Source organism: Pseudomonas sp. O39, assembly GCF_045447295.1.
Lineage (GTDB): Bacteria > Pseudomonadota > Gammaproteobacteria > Pseudomonadales > Pseudomonadaceae > Aquipseudomonas > Aquipseudomonas antarctica_A.
In genome coordinates this window covers 1-16,810 of record NZ_JBJGXV010000006.1, presented here as the reverse complement: position 1 = coordinate 16,810, position 16,810 = coordinate 1, and the positions used below count along the sequence as shown (strand labels likewise).

Genomic DNA, 16,810 nt, shown 5'->3' with positions numbered 1-16,810 from the left:
TCGATTTGGGTCAGAGCCTGTGGGAGGGGGCTTGCTCCCGAAAGCGGTGTTTCAGTCAGCACATCTGTTGCTGAACCAGCGCATTCGCGAGCAAGCCCGCTCCCACAGGGGGAGCGTCAAATTGAAAATCTAATCAGCGGGTCGACACCGGGCGTTTCACCCAGACTGGCGAGATGCTCGAACCGGAACCGGTCACATACAGCACCGCCGCTTCACCACGTTCCAACGCCACCGGCTTCACATCGCCGACTTTCTTGTCACCGTCATACAACGCCAGGCTCACCTTCACCGGGTTGATTTCGCGCTCGCCACGGCTTTTGGCGGCCACCGACTTGACCACGTCGGTCTTGCCGTCGGCGGTCTTCAGGGTCAGGGCCTTGTCGCTGAGGTTCTGCACGCGTACCAGGGATTTCTGCTTGTTCTTGAACGGCGGTTCTTCGATCAGTTGTGGTTGGCCGCTGCCGCTGTTCACCAGGGTGTAGTAGTGGTCGGCGGCGAGTTTGACCGGTACGGTCTGGCTGCCGACCTTGGCGCTGTAGTCGCCGCCCGGCATGAAGCTGAAGTCGCTGCTGGCCAGCGGTGCAACGTCGTTCAGGTTGGTGGCGCCGACGGTGGCGCTGACTTCCTGGTTACTGGCGTTGTAGACCCGCACGAAGCTTGAGCCTTTCGGCGCGGTTGGGCCGTAGAGGGCGGCGTCACCCCCGGCGAAGGCGGACATCGATACGAAGCTCAAGCCGGCAGCAATAGCCAGGGTCTTGGCGAGACGACGCGGAGTAGTAGTGAAAGTCATGTGAGTTACCTCTCTTTCAGTTTTGCGCCCGGTCGGGCGTCTCGGATTTTTGGTGTTTAACTGGGGTGTTCAGTGCCATGTTTTGTTGGCGCGAACCGGCTTGTTTAAGCTGCGCAACCCACTGCGGGTCGGCGTCACCGATTTCGTTGTTGACGGGCAGATAACGTTCAGGAAATTCCCAGATCAGCACCTGTGGCGGGCTGTTCTTGAAATCGTCGCTTTTCAGGTAACTGAGCATCGGCAGAATCGGGCCGTGGCCGTCTTCGGAGTAGTTGATGACGTCGCTGTGCAAGGCTTGCTTGAGCGCGCCGACGAAGTTCCAGTTGGGGTTGGCGCTGTAGCTGGTGCCGACCAGTGCCACTGGGGTTTCGCTGTTGCTGAACAGCGCGTCGTCGCCTTGGTTTTCAGCCAGGTGCGTCACGCGTTTTTGCAGCGGCTCCTTGGGCGGCATCAGGTTTTCAAACAACGGGTCCAGCGGCAGGAACAGACGCAGGTCGCCTTTGTGCGGCTCCGTCTTCTCGGCCTCGGTCACAAAGCGTTGTCGTTCACCGCTGAGCGGCGTCTTTTCGCTAATCACCTTGGCCAGCTGTTTGGCGGCGATTTCGGCGCCGTCCGGCGTCCAGTGGGTGTCGGTGCGCAGGAACACTTGCTTGCCGCCAAGCTTGGCCTGTTGCAGCGGGCCTAGCAGGTCCGGGGCGATAATCTTGTCGGCAGCCACGCGGGCGTGGAAGTCCTGGTACAGGTTGGCGTGGATGCTCGCCGGTTTCACGTCACCCAGGTGTTCCGGGTACAGGCGCACCTTGGCCGGCACAATCGCCATGACCAATTGAATGCCTTGGGCTTTGAGCTTCTGGCGTACGCCTTCGACCAGCGCGTAGTTGCCCTCCAGGTTCTGGTCTTCATTGACGGCGGGGTTGAACTCCTCGTCGCTGTACAACCAGTGATCGCGGCCCAGCACCACGCCAGGGCGGCCTTCGTTGAACAGCTTGTAGTCCAGCGCAGCCCACAGGTTGGTGCCAATACGCTTGATCGGGAACTGGTCGTCGTAATGCGTTTCGACGGCTTTGGTCCAGCGACCATTGAGCACCGTCGCGTCGGGATTGGTGCTGAAGCCGAAGAAACTGCGCATCGACCAGGCGCCCAGGGCCAGCAGCACCAGCAGGAACAGCGCGATATAGAGGACGCGGAATGAACGGGTCATGGTCGGCTCCCTCAGAATTGGAAGTAAAGGAACGGCGAGAAACTCTGCGCCGACAATTTCAGGATCGACGCCACGAACAGCAGCAGCACTGCGGCGCGCATGGCGTAGCGTGGCCAGTCAGCGGTCCAGTAGGCCGGTTGCACGGCGGCGTCCTGGCCGACGGTGAAACCTGGCTGATGGATGCTGCCCGGGTTGTCGCCCGGCACGGCCTTGATCAGGCTCGGGTCGGCTGGCTTGGCTTTCTCGGCAGGGCGGTTGCTGTAGAAGTCGCGCAGGCCAAAGAACGCCAGTGTTGCGTAGGCCACCACCAGGGTTGCCACTTGCAGGCCGGTGAGGTTGGCGCGGTTGAGTTCCGACAGCGACCACTCGCCAAAGCTGAACATCGCACCGTACATACGGCCGGCGACGTGCAGGTTCTCCGAGCGGAAGATTACCCAGCCCATCACCACCAGCAGGAAGGTGAAGGCCCAGCGCACCACGTTGAAACTGCGCGGCGCGGTGTTGAGGCCGATGGCTTTTTCAATCGCCAGCCACATGCCGTGCCAGGCGCCCCACACGATGTAGGTGATGTTCGCACCGTGCCACAGGCCACCGAGCAGCATGGTCAGGAACAGGTTGCGGTAGGTGGTCAGCGTGCCTTTACGGTTGCCACCCAGGGTGATGTACAGGTAATCGCGCAGCCAGGTGGACAGGCTGATGTGCCAGCGGCGCCAGAACTCGGTGATCGACTGGCTGATGTACGGCTGTTTGAAGTTTTCCATGAAGCGGAAACCCATCATCAAGCCCAGGCCGATGGCCATGTCGCTGTAGCCGGAGAAGTCGAAGTACAGCTGCGCGGTGTAGGCCAGCGCGCCGAGCCAGGCATCGCCGGTGGTGGGGTTTTGCAGGGCGAAGCAATGGTCGGCCACCACCGCCAGGGTGTCGGCGATGAAGACTTTCTTGATGAAACCCTGCATGAACCGCGTGCAGCCCTCGGAGAACTTGTCGAGGGTGTGTGTGCGGTTGTTGAACTGGTCGGCCAGGTCGCGAAAGCGCAGCACCGGGCCGGCAATCAAGTGCGGGAAGATCGCTACGAACGCCGCAAAGTCGATGAGGTTGCGGGTGGCCGGGGTGTCGCCGCGGTACACGTCGATGATGTAGCTGATGGACTCGAAGATGTAGAACGAGATCCCGATCGGCAACAGCACGTGGGTGAGAATGAACGGCTCCAGGCCCGCCGACTTCATCATCACGTTGATGCTGTCGACACCGAAGTTGGCGTATTTGAAGTAGCCGAGAATGCACAGGTCGACGGCCACGCCCAACAGTAGCCAGCGTTGAGCCGGCTTGGTGCGCACGCCTGCCGCACCGACCTTGAGGCCGATCCAGTAATTCCACAGCGTGACGGCGGCGAACAGCGCCAGGAAGTCCACTCGCCACCAGGCGTAGAACACATAGCTGGCAATCAGCAGCAGCAGGTTGCGATAGCGTTGCCCGCTCAAATAGTACAAGCCGAGGAAAATCGGCAAGAACAGAAACAGGAACACATTGGACGAGAAAACCATCCCGATCTCTCCATGTTTAACCAACAGTCAAGGGCCAGAGCCCCCCCAAACCCCCCCACGATTTCGGGGGAGGTTGTATTGCACTCTCACTGAAGGAACCGGGTCAGTGTGGGAGCGGGCTTGCTCGCGAATGCGGTGGCTCAGTAACGGATGTGTCGACTGACACACTGCATTCGCGAGCAAGCCCGCTCCCACATTTGGAGCCGGTTTCTTCAGTTAGCTTTGTTGCCTTTTTCATGCGTCGGGTCGTAGACCTTGGTCAGGTCACCGCCCAATCGGAAAGTCTTGAACGGTTGCATGCCATGCTTGCGCTCGAGCACATCCGGGGCGCAGGTGTAGAGGGTGCAGAAGGGTTCAAGCCAGGCAAATTTCATGTCCTCCTTGAGGTCCTTCATGTCCTGCTCTTTGCCGTTCTGCTTCTCGAAGATTTCCGGGTCTTTGACCCCGGCGAGCACCTTGTCACCCAGGCGTTTCAATGCACCGTTGTTTTCCTGGCGCAGGTCCACGCCGTTGACCAGGGCGAAGCTGGCGATCATCGACAGCGGCGGCAGCGCGTAGTTGTGGTACGACAGGGCACGTTGCTGGCGCTTCAATTCATTCGGCAGGAAGCCCTGGTCATCGACCTGGTTGGCGCCGACCTTGTATTCCTTCACCGCCCAATCAAACAGGTCGCGGCGGTTCACAGCGACGGACGTCGCCATCACCGACCAGGCCGCCCAGTAGGAGTGGTTGTTGGTCTTTTCCAGCGGCAGGTTGTCCCAGTCGCTGACGACCTGATCGGCCATTTTGCTGAACCAGGCTTCGATCAACTGCGACTCCTGCTGGTGGTTGGCCAGCGGGTGCGAGTCGGAGAACTTCAGGCGTACATAGGCCGAAGCCATGCTGCCCAGCGCCCATTTGCGCATGGACTTGCCGGTGTGGTTGAAGTCCTTGGACATCAACGCATCCGCCTTGGCCCAGCTCGTGAGCCAGTTCAAGGTGCATTCCAGCTGCTGCGGACGACCGTCGCGCATGAATTGCATCACGCGCTTGCTGGTGTCTTTTTCCAGCTTGGTGATGTCGGCGGTGCTGTCGCGAAAGGCTTTTTCGGATTGCACATTCAGGGTGGAACGGGCTTTGTCCGAACCTTCGTACTTGCTGCGAAATTGCAGCGAGCCGGTGTACGGCGCCGGCATGGCGTCGCAGTCATTCTTGAAATCGCCGGTCTTGAATGCTTCCACCGGGGCGAAATAGCCCTGGGGTGGACGCAGTGGCGCGGCGGCATTCACGGAGCCGGCGAACATCGCCAGGCCCAGTAATGTTGGGATCAATAACTTCTGCATAGGTAACCTCATTGCCCGGTTGAGGCGGTCTGTTGACCACCGGCGGGGAATACGTTGCGTGTGCAAATTTTCGCTTCGACTTTCTGCGCGGCAGCGCCCTTTTCTGGGCCCTGCACTTCCACGGCCAGCAAGTTTTGCGAGGCCCAGTCTTCGTCGGTGCGCAGTTCAAAGGCGAAACGCCCGTCTGTATCGGATGTTTCGGGTTTGTCGATCTTGATGTCCTCGTGGCGCCCGTTCATGTACCAGAGGGTGGCTTGCAGGGTTTTCACCGACGGGTCGGCGAAGCGGATGTCGACCTGATGGCTGCTGTTGCGCAGGTCTTTGTTCGAACTGTTGACCATTAATTCGTTCTTGCCGGGTTTCAACGTGGTGCTGGCGCTCATCTGCGCGGTCTTGCCTTCGCAGCCGTTGTCGAGCAGCGACATCATCTGGCGGTAGATGGTCTCCTGGTCGAGGCGATACAGTGGCGAGAATTCCCAGATCAGAATTTTCGGCGGGGTTTTCTGGAATTCATCGCTGCCCAGGTACTGGATCATCGACCCTTCCAGGCCACCGCCGGGGAAGGCGACGTTGAGGATGTCGGCACCGATTTCCTGTTCAAGGAAGCCGGCGAAATTGTAGTTCTTGCCGCTGTGGCTGGTGCCCACCAGGGTGATCTGCGGGTTGCCGGCATCGCTGAACAGGTCGCCGTCGCCCGCTTCGCCTTTGGGCTCGGTGGTGAATTGGTCCATGTACTGGATCGCGTAGCTGGTGCCGCACAGCTGCCCGGCCATGTTGTGCAGGGTGCCGGTCTTGCCCATGCGCCCGGAGCGCTTGGTTTCGAACTCACGCTGGGGGATGCCGGCAAACTCCGGCATTGCACGCACTTTGGCACCGACGATTTTCGCCGTGCGCTGGGCACCGTACGGGGTCCAGTGTTGGTCGCCACGGAAGTAGAAATCGTGGGCGGGCAACTCATCCGGCAGTTGCTCGTTGGTAAGCGGCGACAAGTCCGGCACCACGTAACCCATCTTGGCAAAACGCCCGAGCATGGTTTTGTAATTGCCCAGCGCTTTGTCGAAGTCGAAACTGGCTTTCTCTGCGGGGTTGAGCTTGTTGCGGTTCACCAGGCCACGGGTCGGCTGGTAGACCACCACCAGTTCCACGCCTTTGGCCTTGAACGCATCGTGCAGTTGTTGCATGCGCTTGTAGCCGGCGGGGCTGGTGTCGAATTCAGTGCGCAAATCTTCCTGGGTACGGAACAGCCAGTCGCCCTGGGCTTGCACCAGGGTGGTGAAGTTCTGCTGGTAGCGCGTGGTGTAGTTCTTCGCGTCATGGGCGGCCGGGCACAGGCTGCAGCACGGCTCGGCGCTGAACGTAGGCGCTTTCACTTCATCGGCGCGCACGCCCTGGCTGGCCGCCAGCAGGCCGAGGGTCAGACCCGAGAGGCTCAGCAGTTTGATCATGTGTGGGTGCATAAGGGTCATCCTCAGTCCTGCATTTGGGTCTGGCGTTCGACAGGATCGATCAGCACGGCTTTCTGCTGGCGCACCAGCAGGTCGAGAATTTCTTCCTGACGGTCACCCAGCACGCCGTTGAAGCTGATGCCGCTTGATTTGGTCGGCGCCAGCATCGCTACGCGGTACAGCTCGACGCTCAACGGCGAGTCGATGGACAGCGGCCCGCTGCCGTTACCCGCGAGTTCACCGCCGACCACAATCAGCGAGACCTTGGTGTCGAACGGGTCGAGGGCGATGTCGCGGTCGGTGTCGGTCAAATCCTTGATATGGCCGTACACGCCGGTCAGGCCGTTGGCCATGGCGCTGTTCTCGTACAGGCGAATGTTCACGCTGTTACGGATGCGGATACCGTGGCGACGATTGGCAATCACCTTGTTGCCCCACAGCAGGTTGTCGCCGCTCTCATAGAGGGTGATGCCGTCGGTGTGGTTGCGGTAGATCTCGTTGTCGGCGATCAGGTTGTTCACGCTGTTACGGTCGATCACCAGGCCTGAAAGCTTGTTGTCATAGCTGCGGTTATTGAAGATGAAGCTGTCGTTCACTTCCCGCGAAATGATGATGCCGTGCTTCTTCTTGGTGCCGTAGACGGTGTTGTCCGCGATGATCAGGCCGTGGGAGCGGTCGTGCGGGTCAATCCCGTAGACGATGTTGTCTTTGTAGGTGTTGCCCTTGATCACGAAGCCGGTGGTCTCGTAGCAGTAGAAGCCGTACCACATGTCCGAGAATTCGGAATCGATGATCCAGCCGGTTGGCTCGGAGCGCTTGAGCACCTTGGCCATGTTCGGCGTGTACTGGGAAATACTCACCCCGTACGACTTACTGTTGGCGTAACCGAAGCTGGCCATCTTGCTGTTGGCGATGTAGGTCTCGGTGCCGCCCCAGGCCAACAGGAACGGGCGGAATTCCTTGGGCGACTGGAAGGCCGCCGGGCCGTTGGCCTTTTCGTTCCAGCCGGTAATCCGGGTGTCGCGCACAAACAGCTGGCCGTCGTTGATCAGGAACGAACCGGCCTGCTGGGACAGGCGCAGTTCCTGAGTCTTCTTGTCGATTTCGAGGATGCCCTTGCGGCCGACCACGATCGGCAGCTTGGCCAGGAACACACCCGGCGACGTTTCGCTGAGGTACTGCTTGGGCACTTTGCCGAGCAGGTCCTTGAGGTTCATGTAGCCGTCGTCGACAAAGATCGCCTGGGGAATACCGTGTTGGCGCACCACCCATTCGGCCATCTTGTTGTCGCCGCCGATAAAGTCCTTGAGGGCGTCTTCTTGCATCATGCGGCGGATGCTGACTTTGCCGGGTTTGCTGCGCACGATCTTCTTTTCCATCGCCGCAGCGGTGTAGCCCGACAGGTCCGGCAGGGCCGGTTTGGCCATTTCCAGTGGCGCGGTTGGCGGGCTGGAGATGGTGTAGGTTTTGGCCTGTTGCAGTTCTTTGGCGATGGTCGGCGCTTTCACCGCCGCACCGTCGGCAAAGGCCGAAGTGCTGGCCAGCAGCATGGCTGCGACCAGCAGGCTGACCGAGCCTTTGAGGGCTTGAGGGTTCATCGCGCAGGCTCCCATCAGAATTTCCAGATCACGTCGACAAAGGCGCGGTGCATGTACGAGTCGACGCCGCTGCCATAGGCGTCGCCCGGCTTGAACACGCCCGCCCGCAAGCGCACCAGGGCCGACGGTTCGTTGATCGACTGGCTCAGCGCGGCCGGCAGCAAGCCTTTCTTGAAGTATTTGGTGACCACGACGTCCATCTCCTGGCCCAGGTCCTTCTTGCCGTCTTCAAGCGGCAACGAGGTGCTGGAGAGGATTGCGCCGGTCACGTCATCGGTGTTGTTCTGCACGGCATCGATGCCGTTGCTGCCCACCGGCTTGTTACCGTCGACGCGCCAGAACTTGTGGTAGACCAGGCTGGCGTCATAGTCCTCGCGCAGCTGCCAGGAACCGAACAGGCTCATGGACTGCATGTTGTTCATCTCGCCGCGAAACGCCTCGCCGAAGCGGTGCACGCGCGATTGGGTGCCGGTCCAGTTCGAACGGTTACTTTGCAGGCCGTTCTGCTCGTAATTGGCACTGGCGCGCGAGTAAGCCGCGCCGACTTGCCACTGCGGGTCGAGGCGCAGACGGATACCCAGGTCGGTGGCCCAGCCGCTCACGTCATCGCTGCGCTTGGCTTCTGTCGGGCGGGAGCCGTCGGCGTTCAAGGCGTTGACCGTGTCGCGGTTGCCTTTCATGCCGGTGACGCTGGCCCAGTAGTTGACGGTGTTGGTGTTGCGCCAGTTATAGGCGTCGCTGTTGGCTTCGATACCGAGCCAGGTCATGTCGCCGTTTTCGCGCTTGTCCAACGGGTCGCTGGCCACACCCGGTTCGGCATAGTCGAGCTTGCCGTCGTCATGGGTGTGGTGGCCACGCAGGCCGATCCACTGCCCTGGCGTCCACTGGTAGGCGGCGTCGGCGTAGAAGTGCTTGCGGTCTTTGTCTTTAGGCGACAGTTTTTTCAGGTCGGTGCGGTATTCGCTGAAGCGTTCGGCGGCGCCGACATTGGCCTTGAGCAAGGTGGTGTCGAAGGTCCAGTTCAGCGCTTCGATATTGGTATCGCGCCATTGGCCGTCGTCATTGTTCAGGCGCTGGCGACCGAACTTGAGGAGCTCGCCAGGGTAGGGCGTGAAGCCGCTGTAGCCGACCCAGAACTCGCGCATGGCCAGGTAGTTTTTCTTGGTCTTGCGGTCGTTGTTGCTCGATTGTGAGGCGCTGTCATCGGAGGACTGTTGCAGGGTGTCAGTCTCGATGATGTCGCTCGACGTCACGGCCTGACCCATGGCATAGGCGCTCCACGCGCCGCTTTCGCCATAGACCCATGGGCGCAGGTCGAGGCCGATGCCGTTGACGTCGCCGCCGGGCTTGGTGCCCAGGTCGCGGTCGTCTTCGGACTGGCCGGTGATTTTCACTTCCAGGCCGAAGTTCTTGGCTTCGGTCAGCGCGGCCAGGGTCGGGCATGACCACAGCAGGGCGCAGGTCAGGCCGATGCCGGCCTTGACGAATGGGTTGAGCTTCATAGGGATTCCTCGCCGTCTTCTTCTTGCAGGGCGTGCAGTTGCAGCGTGCTCTGGGCCAGGGTGCCGCGCGTGGCCAGCTCCTGTTGCACCAGGCGTTGGCCTTCGGCGCGTTGCTCTGGCGTCAGTGGGGCTTCGAGCTGCGTGGCCAAGTCGTTGGCCTCTGGCGTGTCCTGGGCTTTAGCCAACTGGCTGAAGACGTAGGCGTTCAATGGGTTGGGCTGGGTGCCCTTGCCTTGGGAAAACAATTGGGCGATGGCGAAGTCGGCGCTGTTCTGGCCATTGCGCGCAGCGGTCAGCAAGTGGTCGAGGGCTTTTTGCGAGTAAACCTTGCCCAGGTAGCCACGGCGGTAGATTTGGCCGAGGTAGTAATCGGCGGCGACTTCCTTGCCGACGGCTTTTTCGAAGTGCGCTTCGGCGGCCTTGGCGTCCGCCGGCACCCACTTGCCTTCGTAGTAGAGCTTGCCCAGCAACAGTTCGGCGCGCGGCTGGTCGGCGGCGCGACCGTTGTCCAGATACTTCATCATCTGGTCGACATCGCCCAGTTCGGGGAAGTCGTAGAGCAGTTGCGCCAGGCTGACCCAAGAGGCGGGGTAGCCGGGGGCGATTTTTTCCAGCAGGGCCTGGGCGGTTTTTTCGTCAGGCTTGCCGAGGGTCGCGTCGCCCAATACACGTGCAACGCTGTCGACGCGCTGGGCAGTGACGGTGCCACGGCTGTAAGCGGCTTCCATCTGCTTGAGGAGTTCGGCCTGTTTTTCCGGTTCGGCTTTTTTCTGGTAGACCGTGGCCAACTCGACGTAGCAGATGTCGGTGGTGTTCAGCGCGGCCTTGCAGATGCGCTCCACATCATCCAGATGCTGGTCGTAGGTGTCCTGGGTGCGATACAGCAGCACCTGGGCCAAACCTGCTTCCGGGTAACCCGCCGCCTGCCACTTGCTGATCTGTTGCTGGGCATTCACGTTGGGGAAGCTGTGCGGGTATTGCAGGTAAAGCATCGCCAGCGGGATCAGGGTGTTGCCTTCGCCATTGGCAAAGGCTTTTTTCAGCAGCCCTTCGGCTTCGTGCTGCTCGGCCTCGGTGGCGCCCGGCTTGGCCACCAGCAGCCGACCCAGACGGGCCTGGGCTCGCGGCGAGGTATCGGCGGCGGCGCGGTAGGTGGCCTCGGCCTGACGGATTTGCTCGGGGTCGCGGGTGGTCACCTGGATATCCGCCAGGCCGACTTGGGCCTCGCTGTAACCCAGGTCCGCCAACTGCTGATAATTCTGTTGGGCGGTGACCGTGTCGCCACGTTTGAGGGCTTCGTTGGCCAGGCGCTGGTCGGGCAGGCCGGCGCAACCGGCGAGGCTGACCGCCAGTGCCAATGTGCAGAATGCAGAGGCGAAGTGCGACCCGCTCTGTGTGGGAGCTGGCTTGCCTGCGATGCGGGCAACTCGATCTTTCAGGTGCACCGAGTCGATCCCATCGCGGGCAAGCCCGGCTCCCACAGTGCTCTGTGTTGTGCTTGAAATAGGGTTCACAGGCATGTCCTCGCTTACAGACCGTGAGCCATGGCTTTATCGATCAGCCAGTTCAGCGAAGGGCCACGGTCGCTGGTCACTTCAACCGGGCGGCCGGCGTAGGTGCTGTCCAGCGGCGCATCCGGCTTGATCTGTACGCGGATGTCCGAGGACAGGTCGTCGCTGTTCAGGCTGGCGCTGCTGACGATGGTGCCGGTGCGGACCTGTTCTTCGTCGGCCACCTGGAAGCTCACGGCGGTACCTGGGCGCACGTCGGCGAACTGGCGATAGGTGAAGCGCGCTTCTACATTGGCCAGGCTGCCGCGTGGCACCAGTCGGAAGATCACGTCGCCCTTGCTGGCGTACTGACCGTCGGCGACCAGTTGCTGGGCGACGACGCAATCACACGGGGAGGTCAGGGTGCCGGTCATTTGCTTGCCGAACAGTTCTTCGACCTTGGCCGGTTGCAACTGCTCTTCGTCCAGATGGCCCTTGAGCACATCGAGCATGCTGGTGCTGAACGTCGCCAATGGCGCGCCTTTGGCCGCTACCGCGTCACCTTTGAGCAGGCTTTGTACGGTACCGTCGCGCGGCATGGTTACGTTCATGCCGGGCACGCTGACGAGGCCGGCCTGGGCGTGGCTGACGAAGTACATGCCGTAGACCGACTTGAAGACAAAACCGAACGCGGCGAGGCCGACAATGAAGATCCCGGCGCTGAACACCACGGCGCGCAGGCGACCGAACGCGGTCATGCCGCTGCCGCCATCCTTGACCTTGCGCGCCTTGGTGAAGTTGTCCCGTTGCAGGGTCGCCAACACGTCGCCCATGGTCACGATGTCGCCCGACAAGTGCGAGGTGATCAAGTGGCGCAGGGTGGAAATATCCTGGGCATCGAGGTTCTGGAACTGGCAACCGGTGCGGCCGCTCTGGCGATCGTAGGAGCGAATCTGCAGCTCTACATCCATGGCCAGGCCGAGGTTGTCGATGACGAATTGCAGGCGGCCCTTGTGCACTTCACCCACGGTCAGCGGCTGCGTGGCGGTGAACGCCAGGCCGCCGGCGGACAGGTCGATTACCCGTGCTTCGGTCTGGGTGCGGTCGGTGTTGAAAAAGCGCAGCTTGGCCGGGATTTTGACCCGGGCATGTTGGCGCTGGGCTTCGGATTCGTGGACAACATTGGCGTTTACGGGGCTGTTCATCAGGGCAATTTCCTAGAGTTAATTCAGGCTTGGCTGTCAGACCATCATCAGCAACACGGCGACGAATATGCTGCCGGCGGAGAAGGTCATGGTCCGAGACGACCAGGTGTTGAACCAACGTTGAAAGCTGGCCAAATCGCGGGTCAGTTTGGTGTCCTGGCGGGTCCAGGACTGTTGATCAAGGCGGAAGAACACGTAGATCTTCACCAGCGCGCCCATGATCTGGTTGTAATAGAGAATCACCGGGTACGCCGGGCCGATGGTGTGGCCGGAGCACGACAGCAGCAGGGTCAGGATCAAGCGGGTGATGCCGATCCACAGCAGGTACGCGAGGATGAACGCGCCGCCGTACTTGAAGGTGGCGATGACGGCCACGGTTAGGCCGAGCAGGGAGGTCCACATCGACACGCGCTGGTCGAACAGCACCACGCTGGTGAACAGGCCAAGGCGGCGAACGCCCAGGCCGAGCGCGCGCGAGTTCTGGCGCAGGTTGTTGCCGTACCAGCGGAACATCAGCTTGCGGCTGGCCTTGATAAAGCTCTTTTCCGGTGGGTGTTCCACGGTGTTGATCGCGGCGTCCGGCACGTAGAAAGTGTCGTAACCGAGGCGCATCAGGCTGAACCAGCTGGACTTGTCATCCCCGGTCAAAAACTTGAAGCGGCCCAGGCGCCAGTGTTGCAGCGAGTCGCTTTCCACGTCGGCGATAAAGCCCGGGTCGGTGACGACGCTGGCACGGAATACCGACATGCGACCGGTCATGGTCAGCACGCGCTTGGACAGGGCCATGGAGCACATGTTGATGTGGCGCTGGGCGAAGCGCAGTTTGTGCCATTCGCTCATGATGTAGCCGCCGCGCACTTCGCAGAACTCGTTGGTGGTCAGGCCGCCGACATTGCCGAACAGCTGGAACCACGGCACGGTCTTGCGGACTACGCCTTCGGCGAGCACGGTGTCGCCATCGATCACTGCGACCACTGCACGGTCATCCGGCAGGTGGCGGGAGATAGCGCGGAAGCCGTAGGCCAGGCCGTCACGTTTGCCGGTGCCGGCGATGCGGACGAAGTCGAGCTTCACGTGGTCCGGCGGGTTCATGCGCTCCCACAGGCTTTTCACCAGCAGCTCATCGGACATTTCCACCAGCGAGCAGACCACGGTGGTGGGGAAGCCGCATTCGATGGCCTCGCGAATTACCGAGCTGTAGACCTGGGCGGTGGTCAGTGCATCGATACGGAAGCTGGTGACCATCAGGAACACATGGGACGGGTCTGCCGCCTTGCCCAGCTTGCGCACCTTGCGCCGCAGGTGTGGGTAGACCACATACAGGAACAGCATGCCGCGAAAGAAATGCGTAGCACCCATCGAGTAGCGCCAGATACCGACGGCGCCAATCAGGAAAATAAAATTCTTCGACTCGGAGTCGAATGTGCTGGCTGGCAAAGCCAGAGCTAGAAGCGCTAAAAGCCCCAGAAATAATAGCCAGCCAGTCGCTTGGTTTAACCGTTGCATATTCATGTCCGTCACGGAGGAGTAGGGCTTCAAGCTGCAAGCTACAAGCTGAAAAAAGATCGCTTCTAACTTGCAGCTTGCCGCTTGAAACTAGCCGCTGCTCCTCACCAACAAATACCTTCGGTACGGCCACTTACGCTGGTGGCCTTGGACATGAAGCCCACCAGGTCGACCACTTGCTTGCCGTGCGGTGCGTTATGCGCCAGGGCACGGAATTTCTCGTCACGGTTGCCGAGGATGATCACGTCGGAGTTGTTGATCACCTCATCGAAGTCCGAGTTGAGCAGAGACGACACGTGCGGGATCTTGCCTTCGATGTAGTCCTTGTTCGCACCGTGCACACGGGCGTATTCGACGTTGCTGTCGTAGATGCTCAGGTCGAAGCCCTTGCCGATCAGCATTTCCGCGAGCTCTACCAGTGGGCTTTCGCGCAGGTCGTCAGTGCCGGCCTTGAAGCTCAGGCCCAGCAGGGCGACTTTGCGTTTGTCATGGCCGGCGACGATGTCGAAGGCGTTCTGTACCTGGGACTCGTTGCTGCGCATCAGCGAGTTCAGCAGCGGCGCTTCCACGTCCAGGGCACCGGCGCGGTAGGTCAGGGCACGCACGTCTTTTGGCAGGCACGAGCCGCCGAACGCGAAGCCTGGGCGCATGTAGTACTGGGACAGGTTGAGGGTCTTGTCCTGGCACACCACTTCCATCACTTCACGGCCATCGACACCAACGGCCTTGGCGATGTTGCCGATCTCGTTGGCGAAGGTGACTTTGGTGGCGTGCCACACGTTGCAGGTGTACTTGATCATTTCGGCGACGGCGATGTCCTTGCGGATGATCGGCGCGTCGAGTTCTTCGTACAGCGACTGCAGGACATCGCCGGAGGCTTTGTCGAACTCGCCGATGACCGTCATCGGCGGCAGGTCGTAGTCGGCGATGGCAGTGGATTCGCGCAGGAATTCCGGGTTGACCGCGACACCGAAGTCGACGCCGGCTTTTTTGCCGGAGCAGTCTTCGAGGATCGGGATGACAACGTTGGCCACAGTGCCCGGCAATACGGTACTGCGCACCACGATGGTGTGGCGGGTGGTCTTGTCACGCAGGACAAAACCGATCTCGCGGCATACCGATTCGATGTAGTTGAGTTCCAGATCGCCGTTTTTCTTGCTCGGCGTGCCGACGCAAATCATCGAAAGGTCGGTATCGCGGATGGCGTCGGCGAAGTTGGTCGTGCCGCGCAGTCGACCGTTTGCGATGCCTTGGCTCAACAGTTCGCCCAGACCCGGTTCAACGATGGGCGATTTGCCGGCATTGATCAGGTCGATCTTATCCTTGGAGATGTCTACACCGACCACTTCATGGCCACGGGCAGACAGGCAACCGGCACAGACTGCGCCGACGTAACCTAGACCAAATATGCTGATGCGCATCGCATTTACCTCTTTGTCATTGAAGACGATATTAATCATGCCAATTAGATGGCCGGAGTTCATGTTTGCAAGCGTCACTGATGCCACGAAAGTTGGGCGAATAGACGCCGACTTGCCGTGTATAGGCATGTTAAATAACGAGTGACTCATCATTGCACTCAAGTTGTGCGAAACGTGGCCTTGTTATTGGAGCCTGCCCTGAAATGCAGCCAGCCTTCTTGGGAGAAGGGCCTGGCGCCAGTGCCGCAGAGCCTTGATAGAGGCTTTAAGCCTTTAATTATCAATGCCTTGGGTTGTATCACTGACCCATTAGGGGAGGTTGAGCCTTGGCCTTATAGTTCGTGGCAATTCTTCCTTGTCGCCGCTATTAACTAATCGGTTGGTAATATGACCCCTGAGTCAAAGTTAAATATGACAACTTTGCTACTTCCGTTGGTCGCCATGTAAGTCATCTCTTACAGCAACAGAGAATTTCGTTACCGGTGGTATGAGCGGTGCATCAGGATGAAGTTCCTGGCCGCTCATCCTGTTTCCAGAAATTTCTTGAAATATTAGAAAAGATGGCACTGGCATTACAGTGATAGCACTTGCTACTTGGGCGAGTCGTAATAGGGAGTTGGTGAGGCAGGATAGTTTTGTGCCACTACCGTTTGAAAAAAACGGTGCCACTACGAAAAAAAATTTGAAATGTCGAGTGAAAGATTTGTTAGGGATGTGTCTTTGTGTTTTTTGACGTCAAATAAATGACGATTTCGGGCTTGGAATGTAAACAAAAATGTGGGAGCTGGCTTGCCTGCGATGGCGCAATTTCAGTCAGAGAACAGTCGACTGATACTCCGCTATCGCAGGCAAGCCAGCTCCCACATTAGAGTGTTAGCGTTTGTGAGGGCTGAGCAAGGCCTTATTCCGGCGCGTGATCGCGCAAAAACACCAAATTGTCCGGCTTGGACTGCTCTGCGTTGAAGCGATAACCCTGCACATCAAACTGCTTGAGCTTGGCCGGGTCGTTGATGCGCTCTTCGATCACAAAGCGGCTCATCATGCCCCGCGCTTTCTTGGCGTAGAAGCTGATGATCTTGTACTGACCGTTCTTCAGGTCCTTGAATTCGGTGTTGATGATCCGCGCGTTCAGAGCCGTGCGCTTGACGGCCGAGAAGTATTCGTTGGAGGCCAGGTTGAGCAGCAAATCATCGCCTTGTTCGGCCAGTGCTTCATTCAACCACTCGCTGATGCGCGTGCCCCAGAACGCGTAGAGGTCCTTGCCACGGGCGTTGGCCAGTTTGGTGCCCATCTCCAGGCGGTACGGCATCATCAGGTCCAGCGGGCGCAGCAGGCCGTACAGGCCCGAGAGCATGCGCAGGTGGTCCTGGGCGTAGCTGAAGTCGGCATCGCTGAAGGTTTCGGCGTTGAGGCCGGTGTAGACGTCGCCCTTGAATGCCAGCAGGGCCTGCTTGGCATTGGCCGGGGTGAAAGCGGGCGTCCAGCTGCCGAAGCGGGCGGCGTTGAGGCCACCGATTTTATCGGAGACGTGCATCAACTCGCTGATTTGCGCCGGGCTGAGTTCGCGCAGTTGTTCGATCAGCTCCTGGGAGTGGTCGAGGTACTGCGGCTGGGTGAAGCGCGGGGTGACCGGCTTTGACTCGAAATCGAGGGTTTTGGCGGGGGAAATCACCATCAGCATGAAATCGTCTCCTTTAATCGTGGCGTGTCGCGTGGGCGGGATTCTAGGGGGTTGGGGGGTTAGACTCCACCTATGATGGTGATAGGGCGCTGCTTTGTCGTTGGT

12 protein-coding genes are annotated in these 16,810 nt (G+C 60.0%); all 12 read right to left on the bottom strand.

Annotated elements, in window-relative coordinates; translation table 11 throughout:
- Positions 1-133 precede the first annotated feature (133 nt).
- Entirely contained in the window at positions 134-790 is a 657-nt protein-coding gene (locus ACI77D_RS10760) for an alginate O-acetyltransferase AlgF (protein WP_064450790.1), read from the bottom strand.
- A 16-nt stretch (positions 791-806) separates the two neighbouring features.
- Positions 807-1,991, bottom strand: a complete 1,185-nt coding sequence (locus ACI77D_RS10755) for an alginate O-acetyltransferase (protein WP_064450791.1) — start codon at positions 1,989-1,991, stop codon at positions 807-809.
- 11 nt (positions 1,992-2,002) lie between these two features.
- Positions 2,003-3,535, bottom strand: a complete 1,533-nt coding sequence (locus ACI77D_RS10750; RefSeq protein WP_128590854.1) for an MBOAT family protein — start codon at positions 3,533-3,535, stop codon at positions 2,003-2,005.
- A gap of 212 nt (positions 3,536-3,747) precedes the next feature.
- Positions 3,748-4,857, bottom strand: coding sequence for a mannuronate-specific alginate lyase (locus ACI77D_RS10745; RefSeq protein ID WP_156526249.1), 1,110 nt, complete (start codon positions 4,855-4,857; stop codon positions 3,748-3,750).
- Positions 4,858-4,865: 8 nt separating this feature from the next.
- The gene (locus tag ACI77D_RS10740) at positions 4,866-6,314 is read right to left on the bottom strand and encodes an alginate O-acetyltransferase (RefSeq protein WP_064454856.1); all 1,449 of its coding nucleotides are present in this window, start codon (positions 6,312-6,314) and stop codon (positions 4,866-4,868) included.
- Positions 6,315-6,325: 11 nt separating this feature from the next.
- Positions 6,326-7,915, bottom strand: coding sequence for a mannuronan 5-epimerase AlgG (gene algG, locus ACI77D_RS10735; protein ID WP_064450794.1), 1,590 nt, complete (start codon positions 7,913-7,915; stop codon positions 6,326-6,328).
- Entirely contained in the window at positions 7,915-9,402 is a 1,488-nt protein-coding gene (locus ACI77D_RS10730; RefSeq protein ID WP_407016558.1) for an alginate export family protein, read from the bottom strand. Before ACI77D_RS10730 ends, algG begins: the two co-directional genes overlap by 1 nt.
- Positions 9,399-10,922 (bottom strand): alginate biosynthesis TPR repeat lipoprotein AlgK, encoded by a 1,524-nt coding sequence (gene algK / locus ACI77D_RS10725; RefSeq protein ID WP_262667066.1) that lies wholly within the window; start codon positions 10,920-10,922, stop codon positions 9,399-9,401. Before algK ends, ACI77D_RS10730 begins: the two co-directional genes overlap by 4 nt.
- 8 nt (positions 10,923-10,930) lie before the next feature.
- Complete coding sequence (locus ACI77D_RS10720; protein WP_064450797.1) at positions 10,931-12,097, bottom strand: alginate biosynthesis protein Alg44; 1,167 nt, start codon at positions 12,095-12,097, stop codon at positions 10,931-10,933.
- Positions 12,098-12,133: 36 nt separating this feature from the next.
- Positions 12,134-13,609: a mannuronan synthase gene (alg8, locus tag ACI77D_RS10715; RefSeq protein ID WP_156526250.1), complete on the bottom strand. Its 1,476-nt coding sequence runs from the start codon at positions 13,607-13,609 to the stop codon at positions 12,134-12,136.
- Positions 13,610-13,707: 98 nt separating this feature from the next.
- A complete protein-coding gene (locus ACI77D_RS10710) occupies positions 13,708-15,024 on the bottom strand; it encodes a nucleotide sugar dehydrogenase (RefSeq protein WP_064454857.1) in 1,317 nt (438 codons plus the stop codon).
- A gap of 901 nt (positions 15,025-15,925) precedes the next feature.
- Positions 15,926-16,705: a peroxide stress protein YaaA gene (gene yaaA / locus ACI77D_RS10705; RefSeq protein ID WP_221293988.1), complete on the bottom strand. Its 780-nt coding sequence runs from the start codon at positions 16,703-16,705 to the stop codon at positions 15,926-15,928.
- Positions 16,706-16,810 lie beyond the last annotated feature (105 nt).